The 21213-nt window shown below is 46.2% G+C and carries 20 protein-coding genes and 1 pseudogene; 16 read left to right on the forward strand and 5 right to left on the reverse strand.

Annotated features, from left to right (window positions below; all coding sequences use genetic code 11):
* Nucleotide 1: 1 nt before the first annotated feature.
* The 3 genes from A4V09_RS01645 to A4V09_RS01655 all read left to right on the forward strand — a co-directional run bounded on the left by A4V09_RS01645 (nt 2) and on the right by A4V09_RS01655 (nt 3032).
* Nucleotides 2-1474, forward strand: a complete 1473-nt coding sequence (locus tag A4V09_RS01645; protein ID WP_065540802.1) for an FGGY-family carbohydrate kinase — start codon at nt 2-4, stop codon at nt 1472-1474.
* A 377-nt stretch (nt 1475-1851) separates the two neighbouring features.
* Nucleotides 1852-2070 carry a hypothetical protein gene (locus A4V09_RS01650; protein WP_065540803.1) on the forward strand — a complete coding sequence of 73 codons (219 nt, stop codon included), beginning with the start codon at nt 1852-1854 and terminating at the stop codon, nt 2068-2070.
* Nucleotides 2067-3032, forward strand: a complete 966-nt coding sequence (locus A4V09_RS01655) for a DMT family transporter (RefSeq protein ID WP_065540804.1) — start codon at nt 2067-2069, stop codon at nt 3030-3032. Before A4V09_RS01650 ends, A4V09_RS01655 begins: the two co-directional genes overlap by 4 nt.
* Before the next feature lie 98 nt (nt 3033-3130).
* On the opposite strand, the gene A4V09_RS01660 is transcribed toward A4V09_RS01655, so the two are convergent.
* Both A4V09_RS01660 and A4V09_RS01665 read right to left on the reverse strand, forming a co-directional pair.
* Nucleotides 3131-3997 (reverse strand): AraC family transcriptional regulator, encoded by an 867-nt coding sequence (locus A4V09_RS01660; RefSeq protein ID WP_065540805.1) that lies wholly within the window; start codon nt 3995-3997, stop codon nt 3131-3133.
* 49 nt (nt 3998-4046) lie between these two features.
* On the reverse strand, nt 4047-4631 hold the full coding sequence (locus A4V09_RS01665) for a GNAT family N-acetyltransferase (RefSeq protein WP_065540806.1): 585 nt from the start codon (nt 4629-4631) through the stop codon (nt 4047-4049).
* A 136-nt stretch (nt 4632-4767) separates the two neighbouring features.
* Here A4V09_RS01665 and A4V09_RS01670 point away from each other — a divergent pair, with 136 nt between their 5' ends.
* Together A4V09_RS01670 and A4V09_RS01675 are read left to right on the forward strand one after the other, a co-directional pair.
* Entirely contained in the window at nt 4768-6549 is a 1782-nt protein-coding gene (locus tag A4V09_RS01670; RefSeq protein WP_084043395.1) for an ABC transporter ATP-binding protein, read from the forward strand.
* 1 nt (nt 6550) lies between these two features.
* Nucleotides 6551-8392, forward strand: a complete 1842-nt coding sequence (locus A4V09_RS01675) for an ABC transporter ATP-binding protein (RefSeq protein WP_065540808.1) — start codon at nt 6551-6553, stop codon at nt 8390-8392.
* Between the two features lie 73 nt (nt 8393-8465).
* Here A4V09_RS01675 and A4V09_RS01680 read toward each other — a convergent pair whose 3' ends face one another.
* Nucleotides 8466-9635, reverse strand: coding sequence for a GGDEF domain-containing protein (locus A4V09_RS01680; RefSeq protein ID WP_065540809.1), 1170 nt, complete (start codon nt 9633-9635; stop codon nt 8466-8468).
* A gap of 518 nt (nt 9636-10153) precedes the next feature.
* On the opposite strand from A4V09_RS01680, the gene A4V09_RS01685 reads away from it, so the two are divergent.
* From A4V09_RS01685 to A4V09_RS01695, 3 genes and pseudogenes are all read left to right on the forward strand, one after another.
* Nucleotides 10154-11290 (forward strand): tyrosine-type recombinase/integrase, encoded by a 1137-nt coding sequence (locus tag A4V09_RS01685; RefSeq protein WP_065540810.1) that lies wholly within the window; start codon nt 10154-10156, stop codon nt 11288-11290.
* A gap of 135 nt (nt 11291-11425) precedes the next feature.
* Nucleotides 11426-11503: pseudogene (locus A4V09_RS26280) on the forward strand (metal-sensing transcriptional repressor); the annotation flags it as partial.
* 171 nt (nt 11504-11674) lie between these two features.
* Nucleotides 11675-11881: a hypothetical protein gene (locus tag A4V09_RS01695; RefSeq protein WP_162291097.1), complete on the forward strand. Its 207-nt coding sequence runs from the start codon at nt 11675-11677 to the stop codon at nt 11879-11881.
* Here A4V09_RS01695 and A4V09_RS01700 read toward each other — a convergent pair.
* Nucleotides 11878-12735 carry a MurR/RpiR family transcriptional regulator gene (locus A4V09_RS01700; protein WP_065540811.1) on the reverse strand — a complete coding sequence of 286 codons (858 nt, stop codon included), beginning with the start codon at nt 12733-12735 and terminating at the stop codon, nt 11878-11880. The two genes, A4V09_RS01695 and A4V09_RS01700, sit on opposite strands and share 4 nt — an antisense overlap.
* Before the next feature lie 437 nt (nt 12736-13172).
* Between A4V09_RS01700 and ald the strand changes: the two genes are divergently transcribed.
* From ald to A4V09_RS01735, 8 genes are all read left to right on the forward strand, one after another.
* Nucleotides 13173-14285, forward strand: a complete 1113-nt coding sequence (ald, locus tag A4V09_RS01705) for an alanine dehydrogenase (protein ID WP_065540812.1) — start codon at nt 13173-13175, stop codon at nt 14283-14285.
* 120 nt (nt 14286-14405) lie between these two features.
* Nucleotides 14406-15800, forward strand: coding sequence for an alanine/glycine:cation symporter family protein (locus tag A4V09_RS01710; RefSeq protein WP_065540813.1), 1395 nt, complete (start codon nt 14406-14408; stop codon nt 15798-15800).
* A 395-nt stretch (nt 15801-16195) separates the two neighbouring features.
* Nucleotides 16196-17038: a tyrosine-type recombinase/integrase gene (locus tag A4V09_RS01715; RefSeq protein WP_065540814.1), complete on the forward strand. Its 843-nt coding sequence runs from the start codon at nt 16196-16198 to the stop codon at nt 17036-17038.
* Nucleotides 17039-17390: 352 nt separating this feature from the next.
* Nucleotides 17391-17903: a hypothetical protein gene (locus tag A4V09_RS01720; RefSeq protein ID WP_065540815.1), complete on the forward strand. Its 513-nt coding sequence runs from the start codon at nt 17391-17393 to the stop codon at nt 17901-17903.
* A 14-nt stretch (nt 17904-17917) separates the two neighbouring features.
* On the forward strand, nt 17918-18127 hold the full coding sequence (locus tag A4V09_RS01725; protein WP_065540816.1) for a sugar ABC transporter permease: 210 nt from the start codon (nt 17918-17920) through the stop codon (nt 18125-18127).
* Nucleotides 18128-18150: 23 nt separating this feature from the next.
* On the forward strand, nt 18151-18327 hold the full coding sequence (locus tag A4V09_RS26940; RefSeq protein WP_456297843.1) for a hypothetical protein: 177 nt from the start codon (nt 18151-18153) through the stop codon (nt 18325-18327).
* Nucleotides 18328-18628: 301 nt separating this feature from the next.
* Nucleotides 18629-18796, forward strand: a complete 168-nt coding sequence (locus A4V09_RS24105; protein WP_157123432.1) for a hypothetical protein — start codon at nt 18629-18631, stop codon at nt 18794-18796.
* Nucleotides 18797-18860: 64 nt separating this feature from the next.
* Nucleotides 18861-20114 (forward strand): HlyC/CorC family transporter, encoded by a 1254-nt coding sequence (locus A4V09_RS01735; protein ID WP_065544583.1) that lies wholly within the window; start codon nt 18861-18863, stop codon nt 20112-20114.
* A 50-nt stretch (nt 20115-20164) separates the two neighbouring features.
* Here A4V09_RS01735 and A4V09_RS01740 read toward each other — a convergent pair whose 3' ends face one another.
* Nucleotides 20165-21001: a metallophosphoesterase gene (locus A4V09_RS01740; RefSeq protein WP_065540818.1), complete on the reverse strand. Its 837-nt coding sequence runs from the start codon at nt 20999-21001 to the stop codon at nt 20165-20167.
* Nucleotides 21002-21213 lie beyond the last annotated feature (212 nt).

A 21213-nucleotide genomic window follows, 5' to 3' on the forward strand; every position in this document is an offset into this window, starting at 1 on the left:
TATGGAGAGATACATACTGGGAATTGACCAGAGCACGCAGGGGACAAAAGCACTGCTTTTTGACGGACAGGGAGCCCTGACTGCCCGTGCGGACCTTCCCCACAGACAGATCATAGACAGCAACGGCTGGGTGGAGCATGACCCGGAGGAGATCTACAGAAACACCATTCAGACGGTTAAGAATGTGGTGGAAAAGGCCGGTATCGATAAGAACCTGATAGCAGGTGCGGGCATCAGCAACCAGAGGGAGACTGCCCTTGCCTGGAAAAAGGACGGCAGACCGGTATATAACGCCGTGGTATGGCAGTGTGCCAGGGGAGAGGGAATCTGCAGCAGGATCGCAGACAGTGCCGGGATGATCAGAGAACGGACAGGGCTTAAGCTCTCCCCCTATTTTTCAGCGGCAAAGATTGCCTGGATACTGGAAAATGTGGAGGGGGCCAGGGAAAGCGCCGAAAAAGGCGATCTGTGTTATGGAACCATGGACAGTTTCCTGGTATACCGGCTCACAGGCGGCAGGTTCTTTCTGACGGATTATTCCAATGCATCCAGAACCCAGCTCTTCAACATCAGGACACTTGCCTGGGAGGAAGAGATCTGCAGGGCCTTTCAAATCCCGGCGGAAAATCTGCCCCGGGTTTCGGACTCCAACGGTTACTATGGGGAGACGGATTTTGAAGGATTTCTGGATAAACCGGTTCCCATCCACGGAGTGCTGGGAGATTCCCACGGCGCTCTCTTCGGGCAGGGATGTCTGGAGGAGGGAATGGTGAAAGCCACTTACGGCACCGGCTCCTCTGTGATGATGAATGTGGGAAAAACACCGGTATTTGGCAGCCACGGTTTGGTTTCCTCCCTGGCCTGGGGGATGGACGGGCAGGTAAATTATGTGCTGGAAGGCAATATCAATTATACGGGTGCGGTGATAAGCTGGCTGCAGAAGGACCTTCAGTTGGTTGCGTCCGCAGCGGAGACAGAGCAGCTTGCAAGGGAGGCGGCGCCGGAGGACAGGACATATTTTGTACCGGCATTTACCGGCCTTGGCGCCCCCTACTGGGACAGCTCTGCCACCGGGATCCTCTGCGGGATCACCAGGACCACCGGGAAAGCGGAAATGGTGCGCGCAGGACTTGACTGCATTGCGTACCAGATCACGGATATTTTAAAAGCCATGGAGGAGGACGCCGGGATACCGATCCGGGAACTGAGAGTGGACGGCGGCCCTACAAAAAATACTTATCTGATGCAGTTTCAAAGTGACATGGCAGGCATACCGGTACAGGTACCCGAAGCTGAGGAACTGTCCGGGATCGGTGCCGCCTATGCTGCAGGTATTGGCCTTGGCATCTACAAAAAGGAAGAACTTTTTGCGAAAATGAGGAGGACTTCTTTTGAACCGCAGATGGAAAAAAGCCTTGTGGATAAGAAATATTCCGGGTGGAAAATCGCGGTGGAAATGGTGCTGAAAAAGTAAAAGAAACAGAAAGAAACCAGGGCGTATCCCGTTTGCGGATACGCCTTTTTCAATTCCCTGTGCACGGAAGAATATTTGTTACTGTTCACGCGCCACTGTCCCGCCAGGTGTTTTCAGGCCGAAGGCATGAAGATCCCGAGGCAGCCAGCGCCATATGGAGCAAAATGCTCCATATCTGTGCATCGCGAAGCGTGTTGCTGGGCACAGAGTGAACAGTAACGAATATTTTATTTCCGCGGGCAGCCAGCCAAAGCAAAGCTTGACTTGCCAAATGAGACAATATCCTCTATACTGAATAATATATCTTGTAGATTTTTCCGGGCCAAGATGTATCGGAGAAACAGTCGTTTATGTACGGAAGAAAGCGAGGAGGATTTATGCAGGCGTGTGATGAACTGGAAGACAGCCGGGAGCTTGAGGAAGAGAAAAGGCTGGAGACTATAATACCTGCAATGCTGGAGACCTGCAGACAGCTAAAGGCAGCCAGGGAGCTGGTCAAAGAAAGTCTTATAGAGGAGTTTCATGTAAAAGAAGAATTTGCGGACGTGATTCTGAAGGATTACCGTGTGCCGGAAGAGGAGAACACGGAGAAATGAATACATATAAAAAACCTATGCTGGAAAAGGCCTGGGTGGTCTGCGGGCTTGCTGTTTTGTGCAATGCACTGTGGGGAAGCGCCTTTCCAAGTATAAAAATAGGCTATAAACTTTTTGAGATACCGGGAGACAGCCCGGCATCCCAGATTTTATTTGCGGGTATGCGTTTTGCCCTGGCAGGGCTGCTGGCTGTGGTATTTGGAAGTATCCTTGCAAGAAAGGTGCTGGTGCCAAAGAGAAGATCATGGGGAAACATTGTGAAGCTATCTATGTTTCAGACAATTTTACAATACGTGTTTTTTTATCTGGGGCTGGCTCATACCACTGGTGTGAAAGGCTCCATTATAACGGCTTCCAACACCTTTTTGAGTATCTTGGTCGCCAGTCTGATCTTCCGTCAGGAAAAGCTGACCGGGAAGAAAATAGCAGCCTGTATCGTAGGATTTGCCGGTGTGGTACTGGTAAATTTAAATGGCGGCGGCATGGGGGCAGGGCTTAAAATAAACGGTGAAGGATTCCTTTTGGTGTCTGTAACTGCCTATGCCTTTGCGTCCAGTCTTCTCAAAATATATTCGAGGGATGAAGACCCTGTGGTTTTAAGCGGATACCAGTTTATGCTTGGGGGACTTGTTATGATGGGATGCGGTTTTATGCTTGGGGGGCGTATTTATACGGTTTCCCTCCGGGGCGTGGTCATGTTGGTGTATCTGGCGCTTATTTCCTCTGTGGCGTTTTCCGTCTGGGGGATTTTGCTGAAACACCATCCGGTATCCAGAATCGCTATTTTCGGATTCACGAATCCCGTGTTTGGGGTTATCCTATCCTCTGTTTTCCTGCACGAAAAGAATCAGACGGAGGGATGGAAGATTGTGACTGCCCTTCTGCTGGTATGCGCAGGCATCTTCCTTTTGAATTACCAGAAAGCGGAGAAAATGGAAGTGCATACATCAGCCAATGGATAGGCGAAAGAAAGAACCAGTGGACTAATCAGGCACACCTTTGCACAGCGAAAATTTGCTGCTCACAGATGTGCCTGTTGTAACAACAAAAGGCTATCCCCTTATGGACGGTCCCGGTTTTCTTTCCGGTATTGGCGGGCACTTTTCTTGTAGTATTTCCGGAATGCTGCAGAGAAATGCTCCACCGATGAATAACCCAGCTCCTCAGCGATGGAGGAGATGCTGCGGTCTGAATAGGTAAGCAGTATGGAGGCTGCCGACATGCGGGCGTCTCCTTTTTTCTGCAGAAATGTTTTGCCGTATATGTCCTGCATGAGCCGTTCGGTCTGCCTGCACCCAAGACCGAGTCTGTCCGCAAGCTGTTCCAGTGTGAGGACAGGATAGTCGTACAAAAAGGATTCCTCTATGATAAAGTCCTGGGCTTCTGCCGGTGTTGCGGGCTTGAAGTGGTGGCGGGCCTTTTGGCCGCCCTGATAGTTGCGTATCATCTGCACAATAAGCTGCCGCAGCAGGGTCTCCACGTAGACGGTGTAGCCTGTTTTCTGTTCCTTTAACTCCCGGAATAGCTGTTCCAGAGTATTTTTTATCTGGCAGTTGTCCTGTCCGATCCAGAAGGTCTTCTCTGTAAACAGGCGGTCCAGGTCATCGGTTCTTTTTTCACCTGGGGAGGTGCGGTGCAGTCTCAGGTAAATGCAGTAGTCCACCATGGGATCACCCTGTAGGGATATCTGGGCATGGGCCACATGGGGGCCTGCCAGATAGAGGGTATTGGGGGTGATTTCGTGTGTCTGTTCCCCCACCTTTATGTATCCCCTGCCGGATACGACATAGTGGATCTCATAACTGTTGTCCCCGTGGCTGTGGCTGGGGATGATGCGGTGCAGGTGTTCATATGCGATATTGAGGGTGCGGAACCGGGTGCTTCCAATGGTAAAGTTAATATCCAGATTATTGTATTGGATAAACATATTTTCTCTCCTAAGTGAAATCCTATTAACGATTCCTTTGGATGGATCGTTACACATCCTCTATAAAATGGACAGGATACTGTTCCCAGTATTTTTTAAATACACGGTCTTTCTGTCCGTCAAGATTAAGCTGATACATGCGGAATGTGACAGGGATATTTTTAGGCTGCCACTGTTCCACATAGGAATACTGATACGTCATTCCGATTTTTTTCATTACGTCCCCGCTTCTGGGATTTTTTACATCGTGGGTGGCAGTGATGAACGGGAGACCCTGGGTTTTCAGGAGTTCCACTACAGCGTGGCAGGCCTCTGTCATGATACCTTTATGCCAGAAGTCTTTTCGCAGCCCGTATCCGAGATCCCGGCTTTCACTGCTGCTTATATTGACATATCCCACAGGGATATTATCTGTTTTTAAGCAGACCGCATACCGGTATCCGGATCGCTGGTCGTAGGTATCCAGATAATGCTCCTGCAGAAAATCCCTGGCTTCCTCCGTGGTTTTCAGAGGAAACATGGGAAGAAAGGTGTTTACCTCCTCGTCGCTCAGGATTTGAAAGAGCGCTGCAGCATCCCCGGGGGTGAACCTGCGGAGGATCAGGCGCTTTGTTTTGATTGTGGGAGTGTTCATTATGCTATATTCCTTTCCGGTTTTACTAGAAATTATAGCATGGATGAAGAGAATATGATATAGATATTGAATATATGCGCAATACAGATTATTATGGAGATAGTACGAAAACGAATGAGGCAGGTTAAGGAGGATTATGAGTAAAAAACATAGAAAAGCGGACTTGGTAATGGGGTTTTTCCAGGGGTCCAAGAAATATTTTTTGGTGGCAGTGTCAGCCTCGCTGGTCACAACCGGTTTAAATTCCCTGACACCCCAGATTTTCCGGTTTACCGTGGACTCTGTGCTGGGTGGGGATAAATATAAATATTTATCGGAGCATTTGTGGATCATGGCACTGATGCTGGTAGGAGTGGCACTTTTTTCCGGAGCGGCACTTTTTTTGAGCCGGGCCTACACGGCAAAAGCCGGTGAGAATTTTGCAAAGAACATGAGAGACGCCCTGTTTTCTCACGTGCAGAGGCTTCCCATGGAATGGCATGACAGACACCAGACAGGAGATATTATACAGCGCTGTACTTCAGATGTGGAGGTTATCAGAAACTTTGTGGTGACCCAGCTTTTGGAGGTGTTTCGTACCGTATTTTTGGTTGCGGTTTCGTTCGGAATGATGTTTTCCATGAATGTGAAGCTTTCTTTTATTGTGCTGTGTTTTGTGCCGGTGGTGGCTCTGTACTCCACCATTTTCTACCGTCTGATCGCAGGGCGTTTTACCACGGCTGATGAAGCGGAAGGGGAATTATCCACCGTCGTGCAGGAGAATGCCACAGGCGTCCGGGTGGTGCGGGCCTTCGGAAGAGAAAAATTTGAGATGGAACGTTTTTATGAGAAAAATAATGCATTTGCAGAGTTGTGGATCAAGCTTGGTACCTTGTCAGGGCTATACTGGGGAATCGGGGATCTGATAACCGGCCTGCAGGTGGTGGCAGTGATCGTTCTTGGGGCAGCGGAAGCCGTACACGGGAATATCTCTGTGGGAGAATTTATTGCGTTTGCTTCTTATAATACAACTTTAGTCTGGCCTATCCGAGGGCTTGGACGAATTCTCTCGGACATGAGCAAGGCGGGCGTTTCCTTTGAGCGTGTGGATTATATCATAGGGGCCGGGGAAGAGGCTTATCAGGATAAAAAGGAGTATAAGAACCAAAGCCGGGATCAGGGATTTGACATAGAATTTTCTCATGTAAACTTCGGATATAAGGATGGAAAAGAGGTGCTTTCCGATGTTACGTTCTCCATCCCGCAGGGCAGTACACTGGGGATTCTGGGCGGTACCGGCAGCGGCAAGTCCACAATTATGCAGCTTCTCAACCGGCTGTATGAGCTGGAGGAAGGCCAGGGGAATATTACGCTGGGCGGAAAAAACATCAGTGAAATCCCGCTGGAATGGATCAGAAAAAATGTAGGAATGGTGCTCCAGGAACCATTCCTCTATTCCAGAACCATCAAAGAGAACATAGCGGCATCTGTGCCGGAGGCTTCCTTTGAGGAGATCAGGCAGGCGGCTAAAATAGCCTGCATTGATGAGGCCATTATGAACTTCCCGGATGGGTATGAAACCCTGGTGGGTGAGAGGGGAGTAACCCTGTCAGGAGGCCAGAGGCAGAGGATCGCCATAGCCAGAATGCTGCTGCAGAAAGCACCCATTATGGTATTTGATGACTCTCTTTCAGCCGTGGATTCCCAGACAGATTCCAAGATCAGGAAGGCGCTTCTGGAGAACCGGAGAGATGCCGCTGTGATCCTCATCTCCCACAGGGTAACCACACTGATGAGCGCTGACAAGATCATGGTGCTGAACCAGGGAAGCATTGAAGAGATGGGAACCCATCAGGAGCTGATCAAACAGCAGGGGATTTACAGGAAAATTTATGATATCCAGATGAGCCAGGACGACAGAATGCAGATGGAGGTGTAAAATGGCGGCATACGAAGAACAAGATTATAACAAACCCTTCAGCTTTAAGACATGGGCTAAAATGCTGCCCTTTTTTAAACCGTATACGAAATTTTTTGCCATTACCATAGGCCTGAATCTGATCCTGGCGGGGATTGATGTGCTGGTTCCTTTGTTTCAGAGCTATGCCATCGACCATTTTATCGCACTGAACACATTAAAAGGGCTGAATGTTTTTGCTCTGGTCTATGTGGCAATGATAGTGACACAGACAGTATCCGTATATCTGTCTGTCCATGCAGCCACCACCATTGAGATGAATGTGGGAAAGGATTTGAAGAAAGCGCAGTTTGAGCATCTTCAGACATTGTCATTTTCCTATTATAATACCACCCCGGTGGGCTATATCCATGCCAGAGTCATGAGTGATACCCTGAAGATAGCGGGAATGATCGCATGGGGACTGGTGGATATGTTCTGGGCGTTTATCTATGTGGTCAGTGTATTTGTGATCATGTTTCTGCTGAACTGGAAACTGGCGCTTATCATCATGCTGGTGGTGCCCTTTATTGCAGTCCTCACCGTATATTTCCAGAATAAGATCCTTCACTGGAACAGAAGAGTGAGGAAGGTCAATTCCCAGATCACCAGTGCTTACAATGAGGGGATCACAGGGGTGAGAACCTCAAAAAGTATGGTGATCGAGGAGGATAACCAGAAGAATTTCCGCAGTATTACAAAGAATATGCATCAGGCGGCAACCAAATCTGCCATGCTGAACGCCGTGTATATTCCGACTATATTATTTTTCAGCTCCGTGGCAGCTGCTATTGTGCTGGCAAGGGGCGGATATATGGTGCAGAGCCAGGTGATGCAGCTTGGAACCCTGTCTGTGTTCATCTCTTATGCGGTGGTTATTTTCGAGCCCATACAGCAGCTTGCCCGTCTTCTGGCGGATCTGATCTCCTGCCAGGCCAGTATTGAGCGTGTTATGGATCTGCTGGAGCAGCAGTCCAATGTGACAGATGCACCGGAAGTGGTTGAAAAATACGGGGATATGTTTGAGGCAAAGAAGGAGAACTGGGAGAGGATAGAGGGGGATATTGTCTTTGAGGACGTATCTTTCCGGTATCCGGACGGAAAAGAATATGTGCTGGAACATTTCAATCTGCATGTGCCCGCGGGAATGAATGTAGCCATTGTGGGGGAGACCGGGGCAGGAAAATCCACCCTGGTGAATCTGCTGGGCAGGTTTTTTGAACCTACCAAAGGCCGTATCCTCATTGACGGAAAAGATTACCGGGAACGGTCACAGCTCTGGCTGCACAGCCAGATAGGGTATGTGCTGCAGAATCCCCATCTGTTTTCCGGTACGCTTTATGACAACATCCGGTACGGGCGCCTGGAGGCCACGGACGAGGAGGTCCGGGAGGCCGCAAGGAAGGTTTCCGCGGATATTGTGGCAGGCAAGCTGGAAAAAGGGTATGAGAGTAATGTGGGAGAGAGCGGAGGCAGGCTGTCCACAGGAGAGAAGCAGTTGATATCTTTTGCGCGGGCGATTCTGGCAAATCCCAGTATTTTCGTGCTGGATGAGGCCACGTCCTCCATTGATACCCAGACGGAACAGTTAATACAGGAAGCCACAGACCAGCTTCTGAGGGGGCATACCTCCTTTGTCATAGCCCACAGGCTTTCCACCATCCGTCAGGCAGATCTGATCCTGGTGGTGAAAGACGGAAAGATCATTGAGGAGGGAAGCCACAAAGAGCTGTTAAGACAGAAGGGATATTATTATGATCTGTATTCCAGGCAGTTCGAGGAAGAATCGGCAATGCAGATTTTAGCTGGAGATAATGGAATTTAGTAGGGAAAAGAAAATCCCGTCGGCTGCTTATAGGGTAAGCCCGGCGGGATTCTTTTTTACGATGAATGAAAGTTTAGGAGTATAGTTCTGTCTGGTTGCGCCCGTTTTGTTTTGCCCGGTACAGTGCTCTGTCAGCCTCCTCTATAGCCGTTTCCAGAAGACCGGGCTTCCATGAGCTATGATAAGACACGCCAATACTGACAGTCACGGAGGTTTTTGTTTTCTGCGGGCCGGCTATTTGGGTGGATGCCACAGACATGCGGATTTGTTCCGCTTTTGCCACCATCTCCTCAGCGGGAAGGCCGGTTGTCACCAGTAGAAACTCTTCCCCTCCGTATCGGACCGCATGAAAATCTTCCTGTTCTGAAAAAGAAGATAAGACAGAGGCGACAGTCTTGAGACATACATCTCCCTGCTGATGTCCATAGCGGTCATTGTACTGTTTGAAAAAGTCAATGTCCAGCAGCAGAACCGCCAGGGAACCCATATGTACACCATATTTTTCAAGAGGAGATTTCACGGATTCCTCCAGGTAGCGTCTATTGCCAAGGGTGGTCAGGGTATCTGTCATGGACAGACGGTCCAGTTTTTCATTGGCTGCCTCCAACTGTTGGTTTTTCTGGTCAATGATGATCTTGTCATAGATACCGGCCAGACGGGCGTGGTACAGGCGGTAGGAATAAACAATGGATAACAGGCAGATGAAGCTGCTGTTTATCATTGTGCTGAACACATTTTCCTGTCCGTAAGGGGTCCCAAGTACCAGACAGTTTGTCAGGATACAGGTAACAATATGCAGGATACTTAAAATATGTGGCGGCAGTATGAGAAAGGCGGCCATCATGGGGAGAAAAGAGCAGTATACAATAATGCTCAGACCACCCAGGGAATCCAGATAGGAGATAAAGCTGATCCAGAAGACCAGCAGTATTCCAAAGGCGGTGCAGAGTCTTGCATGCAGCCGCCAGTTGTTTTTGGCACGCTTATGTATGGTCAAAAGCACGATCAGTCCTGCAGCCAGCACAGCATAGGCTATCACATAACGCAGTCTGCGGTAACTGTAAAAGATACTGCCTGGACGAAAGGTAAAGACTATGATCATAAATAGCTGCATGACCAGCATAACAAAAGCAATGGTCCGTTCGGATTTATAATTTAAAGATACCATTCCCAGTTCCAGCTGGTCACGGTATTTTTCCTCGTAAGGAAAGCGGATAAGAGAATGTAATTTTTCTTTTAACATTGGAAATCCTCTATGCAAACAAATGATTTGATTCTTTCACATTATATAATAGATTGTGCTGAAAAGCAAAAGAAAGCATAGAAAAATTGTGGAAACCTGCTGCTGTGATAGTGATATCCGGAAAATGGGGGTTTTTATAGTAGAATGAATTGACAAAATATTTATCCTTATGAGAAACTATTGAAAGTGAGATTTGACCATAACAATGAAAGTCATTGCCAACAAAAGTTGAGGTAATGGCTTTTTTTAATAACATAAATTTTTATTATTGTGCAGGGAGTGACATCCTGAGTGATGGAAAATAGGGAACAAAATTTTTTTCATCATTAGACAAACTTTAATTTAACGCGAAAAGGCTTTAAGATCAATAAATCAAAAAATAATAAATATTCAATCAAATCATTTAGCATAGGAAGGGCAGCTAAACAGCCCCGCTATGTCAAAAATTAAGAACATAGCCTTTTCGTGGAAGCAGCAGCCGACAATGAGTGGACAGAAAAGTGGTCAAGGAGGTCAAGATGTCAAGAAAAGGTGAAAACATCAGGAAAAGGAAAGACGGTCGTTGGGAGGCCCGTTATATGAAAGGGCGGGATATGAACGGTAAGATCAGGTACGGTTATCTGTATGGCAGGTCATACAAAGAGGTTAAGGAGAAGAAGATAAGAATGATATCAGAATATCCGGCCTTTTTTACATACGGCAGCCAGCCCTCTGCTTTGCTGGAGGATGACAGGATCTGCACGGTCAGCGCGCATTGGAAAAACCATATCCGTTATACGGTCAAGGAAAGCACCTATTCAAATTACGGTGAGATACTGGAGAACCATATCCTCCCTGCGTTGGGAGAGACTTCTGTGAGAAAATTTACAAACCAAACCCTTTTAAGTTTTGTCCAGCGGGAGCTGGAGAAGGGAATGTCCTACGGAAGTATACATGTGATCATGGGCGTTTTGAAGAACATACTGCATTACGGACAGGAACTGGGATGCCTTCCTGCCGAACTTCTTAAGTTTCCGCGCATTCCTGCAGGGAGTAAGGAAATCCGGATCATGAGCAAAGAGGATTTCAGAAAGCTGGATGCCTGCTTGAGTGAAGGCTCGGATCCATTTACATTTGGCATTCTTTTGTGCATGTATACGGGCATACGTGTAGGGGAGTTGTGCGGACTGAAATGGGAGGACATAGATTTTAACCACCGCAAAATCTATATCCGCCGGACCGTAACACGTGTAAAGAACCTGGATATGACCCTTATAGAGGGGCAAGGGGTATGCCCGCGGACGCGGCTCAACATTGGCACGCCTAAGACCTCTACTTCCATGCGTGAAATCCCCCTTCCGGACCGGCTGCTGTCAATTGGCACAGCATTAAAGAAAAATGGCAGATGCTTTCTCCTTACAGGTACGGAAAATTGTGTGGAACCCCGCACAGTCCAGCGAAGGTACGCGTCCCTTCTGAAAAAATGCCAGATACCTCACATAAAAATCCATTCCCTCCGTCACCAGTTTTCCTGCCGCTGGATTGAGCAGGGGTTTGACACAAAATCCCTGTCGGAGATTCTGGGACATACTTCTGTGAAAACAACACTTGATCTTTATGTACATATACAGGCTGAGACAAAGCGTGAATATATGAACCGGCTCACAACACCCTGAAATAAAAGGGATCACTGCAAGAAAAGGCATTTTAATGACAAAATAAAGAATACTGACTTTTTTGCACTTGTGATAAAATGCATAAAAATACAGTAAGAAAAAGGGGAAAAATATGGATGACCAACTGCGGGGGCAGTCAGAGATGGGATCGAACACGGTGACGCTGACCAGACCATTGCAAGTTTCACCAAGGCAGTGGAACGGTTTGCCAATACTTCTGTATCAACCTATTGTGGCACATGTGGGCTATTCTTTTTCCTGTATTTGCGACCCGATGCGCCGTACGCTCCAACTTCGGCAGGTCAGCTTACGCATTCTCGCCTTGAATTTCGCTACTGATTTTGGATGTGGTCTGGCTTTATAACAATCTCTGTAAAGAGCCTTGTGGATTACGCAGAAGACGGACCACAGTCAGGATTCGGAGTTCCTCACATCCCAGGGCAAAAGTATTCCCATCATTGCCATGACGGCAGACGCTTTCCGGGAGGATGTAGTACGGCTTCTGAGGCGGGAATGAACGGGCATCTGGCGAAGCCAATTGACCAGGAGGTGCTGTACCGCACACTTGTGGATACCATCGGGGGACATTAGTACACCTGCAGTTCATTGATATATTTATCAATATTTTTTAATTTGTCCTCATTGGAACAGCCGATTTTGTTATTGATATCCGCGCATAACATTTCCACGAGAAATTCCACACCCACATAAGAGTTAAAAAAGGTGCTGCTGTTAAGGCCTACGGTGAATACAATGTCCGCGTACTGGGCCAGAAGCGCACTTCTCTTATCCGTGATCACCACAATACCTGAGCCGGCATCCTCCGCCATCTGGACTGCCATCATATCCAGCTTGGAATATCTGGGGAAACTGAAGACGATAACACAGTCTTCTTTTCCAATGTCACTTAAGTGGTCAATGACATTGGCATTGGAATCATTGGTAGGGTATACATCCGGCAGCATATGTTTTAACAGAAAATAAGTATAGGCCCCCACACCGGAATTGGCTCTGGAAGCGATCACAAATTTTTTCCGGCTTTTGATTATGAAATCAGCGGCCCTGTCAAAGGTTTCCCTGGAATTGTTCTTTAAGACAGAAGAGATATTGGTTTCCGTGTTCACCAGAAATTCTTCCATAAAATTGGCTTCGCCCCGTTCCATGCTCATTTTCAGCCGCTCATAGGGGACGGTGATGTTACTGGACATACTGTACACATTGTCTTTATAGCTGTTCCGCAGATTCCGCTGAAAGTCCATGAACCCGGTAAATCCCAGGGCTCTGGAAAAGCGGATGACAGAGGATTCACTGACCTCCAGCTTCATGGCTATATCTGTGGAGGTCATGAAGCAGGCCTCCTCTATGTTATCTATGATAAATTCTGCAATGACCTTGCCAGTCTTGGTAAGTTTTGTGCTTTTGAGCAATTCTTTTATTTCATTCATAATAATTCCCCCAACAATCCCCCTTATCCGGGGATTTTTAATAAATAATCAGACTTTTCCGAAAATTCAGGACATCCTTTGTGTATGTTAAAATTGTAACATATATCATAAAATTTTGAATGGACAATTTAACCAAAAAACCGTCGGGTTTTTCTGTAAATCTGTCTTATTGCACAAACAGATTCTATGTGGTAAAGTAAAGCCATAGAAGAAAAGAAGAAAAAAAGTCTTTTAATATATAAAATGAAAAATAATATTCATAAATATGGCTACAGTACGGTTATTTGTTTCAAATGCTGCATCATAGTATATCATAAGTGTATCTCATTAGAATTTCATGACCGGACGGTTTTGAAATAAATAAAATACCCATGTTATTCCGTGGCCTGGGGTGTTTCTATTATCAGCGGAACAAAAAATATCAGGAGGATATAATTATGAGAGTAGGATGCGTGAAGGAAATCAAAAACAATGAATATCGTGTGGGTTTAACCCCGGATAATGTTGTCTCTTATGTCAATGCGGGCCATGAAGTCTATATTGAGAATGAGGCTGGCATTGGCTCTGGATTTACCACAGATGAGTATAGAAAAGCAGGAGCCGTGATTCTTGATTCTGCAAAAGAAGTCTGGGATAGATCGGAGATGATGGTAAAAGTAAAAGAGCCGCTTCAGGAAGAGTACCAATATTTCCATGAGGGACTTATCCTTTATACCTACCTGCATCTTGCAGCGGACCGTCCTCTTACAGATGCGCTGCTTTCATCCAAAGTAAAAGGCGTGGCCTATGAAACCCTGATCGAGAGAAACGGCAGCCTGCCGCTTTTGGCACCTATGAGCCAGATAGCCGGACGTCTCAGCATTCAGGAGGGCGCAAAATATCTGGAAAAACCCTTTGGAGGCTCCGGTGTTCTCCTTTCCGGCGTGCCGGGCACACCAAAAGCCAATGTAGTCATTCTGGGCGGCGGCAATGTAGGTACCAATGCCTGCAAAATTGCCATAGGAATGGGAGCTAATGTGACGATCACGGATATTAATCTGAACCGCCTTGCCTATCTGGACGATATTTTCGGTGCGAGGATCCAGACATTGTACAGCACAGACGCTGCCATTGAAAATGCAGTTGCTGATGCGGACCTGGTCATCGGCTCTGTTCTGATCCCGGGAAAAGCAGCCCCTAAGATCATGAAGAAAGCGTATCTGAAAAATATGAGACCGGGTAGTGTGATCGTGGATGTTGCAGTGGACCAGGGCGGATGCTGCGAGACAACAAAAGTCACCTATCACGATGATCCAACCTTCGTTGTGGATGGTGTAGTGCATTACTGTGTGGGAAATATGCCGGGCGCTGTACCCAGAACATCCACCATTGCACTGACCAACGCAACCCTGAAATATGGTCTTGAGATTGCCGGAAAGGGACTTGAGACAGCATGCAAAGAAAATAATGTTGTGTATTCTGCTATTAATACGTATAATGGATTAAGTACATGCAAAAATGTATCGTTAAGTTTCAATATGGAAAATACAGATGTTACAACCTTGTTCTGATACTATCATTTTTAATACATAAAGTATTTAACAGCGCGGCAATAGGTTAAAGACAGATGTCGGTTTGCGTACCTTTGCCGCGCTCTTTTTCTCATTGGATCTTGGATTGGAGGTAGATTTATGGATAGTATTCTGCATTTGCTGGAAAAAGTACAGGCAGTTGTTTGGGGACCGCCTACTATGATTTTGTTAGTTGGGACAGGCTTATATTTTACATTGAGGCTGAAATGTCTGCAGGTTACACGTCTTCCGAGAGCACTGCGGTACATTTTTGAAAAAGAGGAGGGGGAAGGTGATGTGTCGGCATTCGGTTCCCTGTGTACGGCTCTGGCAGCAACCATTGGAACCGGCAGTATCGTGGGGGTTGCCACGGCACTGCGTGTGGGAGGACCGGGTGCGCTTTTCTGGATGTGGGTTTCCGCTTTTGTGGGGATGGCTACAAAATACGCGGAAGGCCTGCTTGCAGTCAAATACCGTACAGTGGATGAAAACGGGCAGATCGCAGGCGGCCCTATGTACTATATCCAGAACGGCATGGGAAAAAGATGGATCTGGCTTGCAAAGCTGTTTGCCTTTTTTGGCATCATCACAGCACTGCTGGGCTGCGGTACCTTTCCTCAGGTAAATGCCATCACAGAGTCAGCCAGTGAAGCGTTCCATCTTCCGGTGGCAGCTATTGGCATTGTGGTTACCATGGCGGTGGCGGCTGTTGTCCTGGGAGGCCTGAAATCTATCTCACGCGTAGCAGAGCTGGTGGTTCCGGTAATGGCGGCGGCTTATGTGATCGGCTCCTTTGCAGTGCTTTTCGTCAACGCTTCAGCCATACCCAGAGCCTTTTCCCTTATCTTTGAGTCAGCGTTTACCCCTCATGCCATGCTGGGCGGCGCCGGAGGGACTATTTTGATCTCTGTTATGACAGCCATGCGGACAGGCTTTGCAAGAGGAATTTACACAAATGAAGCCGGTCTTGGCAGTTCCCCCATCGTTGTGGCCGCGGCAAAGACAAAATCCTGTGTGCGTCAGGGGCTTATTTCCATGACCAGTGTTTTCTTTACCACCATCATTATCTGCACCATGACCGGCATTGTTGTGATCACTTCCGGTCTGCTGGAGACCACAGATCTGGACGGAGGCCTGCTTTCCAATGCGGCGTTTAATGCCAGCCTTCCCGGAGATATGGGGATGTATATGGTGACGATCGGCCTTATTTTCTTCTCTTTCACCACCATTATCGGCTGGTGTTATTATGGGGAACGCTGTCTGGTATATCTGTTAAACAGTGTGAAATACATACTTCCGTACAAGATGGTTTATATTGCATGTATCGCAGTGGCACCGTTTTTATCCCTGAAACCGATCTGGCTGCTGGCAGATATCACCAATGCATGTATGGCTTTTCCAAATCTCATTGGGCTTCTGGGGCTCAGCTCTGTTGTGATCGCGGAGACAAAGGCATTTTTCCGGGAGGAAAAAGAGAAAGACAAAGAAAAAGACCGGGGGATTGCCCCCACATAAGAATGATACCGCACCTGTATATTACCGGGTGCGGTAGTGAGCGTGTTTCCGGTGTTATCCGGTCCTGGGATTCAATGAGCCGCTCTTAGTAGTGTTTAGTTCGGCGAAGTTATTAAAATCAGAAGAAATAGATTCCGGTTTTCTGTAAAATCATGATTGTACGGTTGTAAATATCATATAAATTTGATGATAAAAACTGTATTATGGTAAGTATGCACAAAAACAAACGGAATAAAGGTTGCGTAATCAGGAATTAAAAACTAAAGGTTTCGTTATATAATGTGGATCATAGAAAACAATTGGTTGTAAGAGCACTGGTCAGTTATTGTTTTTCATATGGCGTATATCAGTTAAAATATTGTGGGATGATATTTTTAGACTGGAGGCAGATATATATGAGAAGAGACATAATTACCAGAGCTATGATCGAGGAGTTTCAAAATTATTTATGGGAACACGAGAAGGCCAAGCTGACAATACAAAAGTATATTTCCGAAATCGAAAATCTAAAAGAATTTCTACAGGGACAGCCAATCGGGAAAAGCCGGCTGCTGGAGTATAGGGGACAATTACAGGAAAGGTATAAAGCCCGCACGGTTAATGCAAAGCTGTCGGCTATCAATGCATATCTTGTCTTTTCCGGCATGGAGGCTTGTAAAGTGAAGTTATTGAAGATTCAGCATTGTTCTTTTATTGAAGAGAATAAGGAACTTTCAGAAGCTGAATATCGGCGGCTGCTGTCAAGTGCAGGGAAACTGAAAAATAAAAGAATGTATTATTTACTGCTGACGTTTGGCGGGACGGGAATCCGGGTCAGCGAGCTTCCGTTTATAACCGTGGAGGCTGTCCGCACAGGGCGTGCAGATATTAATCTGAAAGGAAAAAACAGAACGGTCATACTGCCAAAGAAATTAACGGATAAATTGAGCCGATATGCCAAAGAGCAGGGAATTCACACAGGCGCCGTATTCTGCACCTCCAGTGGAAAAAAACTGGACCGCTCCAACATCTGCCATGACATGAAAAAATTATGCAAAGAAGCAAATGTGGATGTCCATAAAGTATCCCCCCATAATTTTCGGCATTTATTTGCCCGCTGTTTTTACGCGGTTCATAAAAATCTGGCCCATTTAGCAGATATACTGGGGCATTCTTCTGTTGAGACCACACGAATCTATGTTCAGACAAGTATCCGGGAGCATGAGCGTATTATTTCCAAGATGAAGTTAGTGGTTTAAACAAAAAAACCACAGAATAAATATTCTGTGGTTTCTCCTGCGAAAAAGAAAAAACATTTTTGGAGCATCCGAAAAATAGAAGTGAAATTCTTCAAAATCACATGGAAAATCAAGCCTATAACAAGAATTATTTGTATCAGGCTTATTCGCTGCGGAATCCTTTATTTTCATATGAGGAAACGGAAATCCTATTGATTTTTATTCTTGAATCATCTATAATGACATCAACAAATCAGAGGATGAAAGCACACGTATGTATGACAGTTACCACAGAATATTTATTCCGTGGTTGTACAAAGATAAGACATGGAATGGGATACAGTGTGTTTTCTGCATATAGGAGGAAACCAGTATGAGGCAGTGGAAAACAGAAAGTATTTTTGAAGATGACAGGCTTAGGGCGGATAACAAGGAATATGCAGCAGCCGTTATTATACAGTTTTTTAATTACAAAGATTGTGTGCCAAGCGGTGAATTAAGGTCGTTATATCACAATACAAGAATGATTTTTCATGGCCTGGATCAGATGCTTCTCATAATGGATGAGATAATGGAACAGGCAGGGTACCCGCAGGCGGATTTTGCCCCCAGGTGTCTGAAAATGTGTGAAGAGAAGTTTCCGCGATTTTGTAATTGGGAAGGTGCCGCAAAGGAGGAAAGCGGTATGGATTTTTCCCAATGGGACCGCCGACTGTATAAGAAGAATATCACCATTCAGATATACTGCAGGAAGAATGCCTCCATGCAGGGAGAAGTAAGATTTCCGAAAGAAAAGATACATTTCCGCAGTACCCTGGAACTGATGCGCATGATACATCAATATCTGCAGTGTTTGACAGAGATAAATAGGAAAAAGACAGAGTAGAAAGATACCCGTGATTGGATTTCTGGGAATCACTGGTCATGACCTTCAAATATGCGGTTGGAGTTGTACTGGCAGTCCATATACTTACATTTTTACTTGCATATCTGTTGACAAAAGGATATAGAGGGCAGGGTGTTTACAGGACCGGATTCTTCATCCCGAACCTGATCGGCGGTGTGGTACTCCATAAGATGAATTATGTGCAGATGATAAAACATGGATAAAGGTAAATAAAAACTATACAGCCATCAATGCGGAATATGAAGAAAATGACAAAAACTCCGTATTGAATTTTTACAGGGAACGCATCCGCCTCAGACAGGACAGCCCGTACAGCCATATTTTGGTCATGGCATATGAACGTGTGTTGGACGATTTGGGGATTCTGACGTTCTATAATTTTCAAAATCAGAATGCAGAATAAAGATCCCTGAGGGATATGCAGAAAAGATAACCGGAAATTATACGGGCCGCTGCCACAGCCGGCAGCCGGACGTCTGAACAACCTGTGTTTATCTATCCGGAACATACCCAAAAGGACAGGGAAATTTATCCCTGTCCTTATTGAGTAACCTTCCGGAATCTCACCTATCCTTATAAAACGCAATACATTCATAAGATCTCAAACAATACCTATTGTTTTCCGAGTGAAAAACAGCTTGCATTTGCTGGAAACATCTAGTATAATACGATTAAAATTTTGTGTATGATCATCGGAGGAATTTATGAAGGACAACGCGGATAGTGACGCTGCCCCGTACCACAGTTGTAAGAAACGAAAGCATATGAGTATAGAACAAGGCATAGCTGCGCCCTGGAAATGGGATGTGGCTGTGTCTTTTTGTTTTGTAATGAATAGCAGGGTCTCCTCCGAAAAGGAGGCTGCCATGTAAGGATATATCTTCTTCTGCATACGGGTATAAATATTGTATATTAAAATCAGAAAGGATTTTTATGATGGAAAGTGATAGTTTATCTTTGATTATTATTGTGTTCTGTATTATCATGTCAGCTTATTTTTCAGCTACCGAGACCGCGTTCTCATCCCTGAACCGAATCCGGGTAAAGAATATGGCAGAGAAAGGAAACAAAAGGGCAGCGCTGGTAATGCGTCTTTCAGAGAGTTATGACAGCCTGCTGTCAACCATACTCATCGGAAACAATATTGTGAACATTGCATCCGCGTCCCTGGCGACGGTCATATTTGTGAAAATGCTGGGGGATGAGGCAGGGGCCAGTGTTTCCACGGTGGTCACAACCATTGTGGTGCTCATATTCGGAGAGGTGTCTCCTAAGAGTATAGCCAAAGAATCCCCGGAAAAGTTTGCCATGTTTTCCGCGCCTATCCTGAATATTTTTGTCGTCCTGCTGACGCCGGCTAATTTTTTGTTTAAGCAGTGGAAAAAACTGCTCTCCCTTGTATTCCAAACATCCAGCGACCCGTCTATCACAGAGGAAGAACTTCTGACTATCGTGGAGGAGGCTGAGCAGGAGGGCGGCATTGATGAGCAGGAGGGAACCTTGATCCGGAGCGCCATCGAATTTTCAGAGCTGGAAGCAGCGGATATACTGACTCCCCGGATAGATGTCACAGGGATATCCGCCGATGCCGGGAAAGAGGAGATCGCGGATGTGTTTGTACGGACCGGTTATTCCAGACTGCCGGTGTATGAGACATCTATTGATAACATCATCGGAATTATCTATCAGAAAGATTTTCACAATTACATAGCGAATACAGATAAGGATATCCAGGCCATTATCCGCCCGGCCCTGTTTATCTCAAAAGGGAAGCAGGTGGGGGCGCTGCTTAAAGAACTGCAGAAGAAGAAATCCCATATTGCAGTAGTGCTGGATGAATTTGGAGGAACCATCGGCATCGTTACCCTGGAGGATATTTTAGAGGAATTGGTGGGGGAAATCTGGGATGAACATGACAAGGTAATAGAGGAAATTGAAAAAATAGCAGAGACAGAATATCTGGTCATGGGAAGTGCCAACATCGAAAAAGTATTTGAGATGCTGGGAAAAGAAGAAGAATTTGAGGTACTCACAGTGAGCGGCTGGGTCATGGACCAGATGGGGCAGGTGCCAATGGAGGGCAGCAGTTTTACCTGCGGGAACCTGGAAGTACAGGTAATAAAAATGGCAGGAAAACGGGTAGAAAAGGTACGGATCACCATAATACCCGATCCTGCCGCAGGAGAATAAAATACCTGTTGTACAGATAAATAGGGGCGGGGACTGCGGCAGGAGGTCTATTAGTTCCGGATTTGAAGCACCATGATTTCCGGTGGATTGAGGAACCGGAAAGGCAGCACGGTCATACCAATTCCCTTGCTCACATAGAGGGAAAGGTTTGCAGATATCCCACATTCCGGATAGTGCCCCTTGATATACTTGGTGGCACCAATAGGCAGGCTATGCTCCGTAAGAAAGGGAAGTGTGACCTGCCCGCCGTGGGAATGGCCGGAAAGCATAAGGCCCGCCTGGGGCATGGAAATCAGCTGGGCAACATCCGGTTCATGGGAAAGCAGGACCGTAAATGCTTCCTCCCGGCTCTGATAGAGTTCCGGGTCTGTGCTGCCTAACAGGTAATCATCAAAACCAGTCATTCGGAGGTTGAATTCTTCCAAATACAGGCTGGTGTTGTTTAAGATGGTAAAGCCACCGTTTTCCATAAGGTCAGAGTAGACACGGCTGGCACCGCCGCCATAGTCATGGTTTCCATATACTGCATATTTTTTGGAATCAGGGCTGATCTCTTTCAGCTTGGATTTTATAAAGTCCAAATCCAGAATTTCCTGGTCACGGGCATAGTTATCCAGTAAATCACCACCGAACACAACAATATCGGGGTCCTGTGAATTGATCTTTTCAACGATCCGTGAGAGGTGTTCCTGATCATACAGATTCCCCAAGTGAGTGTCTGAAAAATAGACGATTTTACATTCCTTTACATCGGAAGGGGCCTGCACAGTGTATGTTGTTTTTACCAACAGGTTAGGCTCCACAAAATGCGCATAGATAAGAAGTATGCACAGTATCAGGATGAGAAATAAAAATGGTTTTATTATGTATTTGAATATGTTCTTCAAGCCAGTCTCCTTCTTTTTCTCCGGCGGTAATTACCTGCATCTGTGCAGCTTACAGCCAAATTTTTGAACGAAGTGTTTCGTTTCAACTATAAATGAAATGCAAGAGAATTGCAAGGTGTGTATCTGTGGGAAAATTTGCTGTGGCTTCTGAGCAGAACCGGAAGATCATACAGGATGCGGAGAAAAAATATAAAAATGCTGCGGAAAGCCTT

This window comes from Blautia pseudococcoides (genome assembly GCF_001689125.2).
In the GTDB taxonomy this organism is placed as follows: Bacteria; Bacillota; Clostridia; order Lachnospirales; family Lachnospiraceae; genus Blautia; species Blautia pseudococcoides.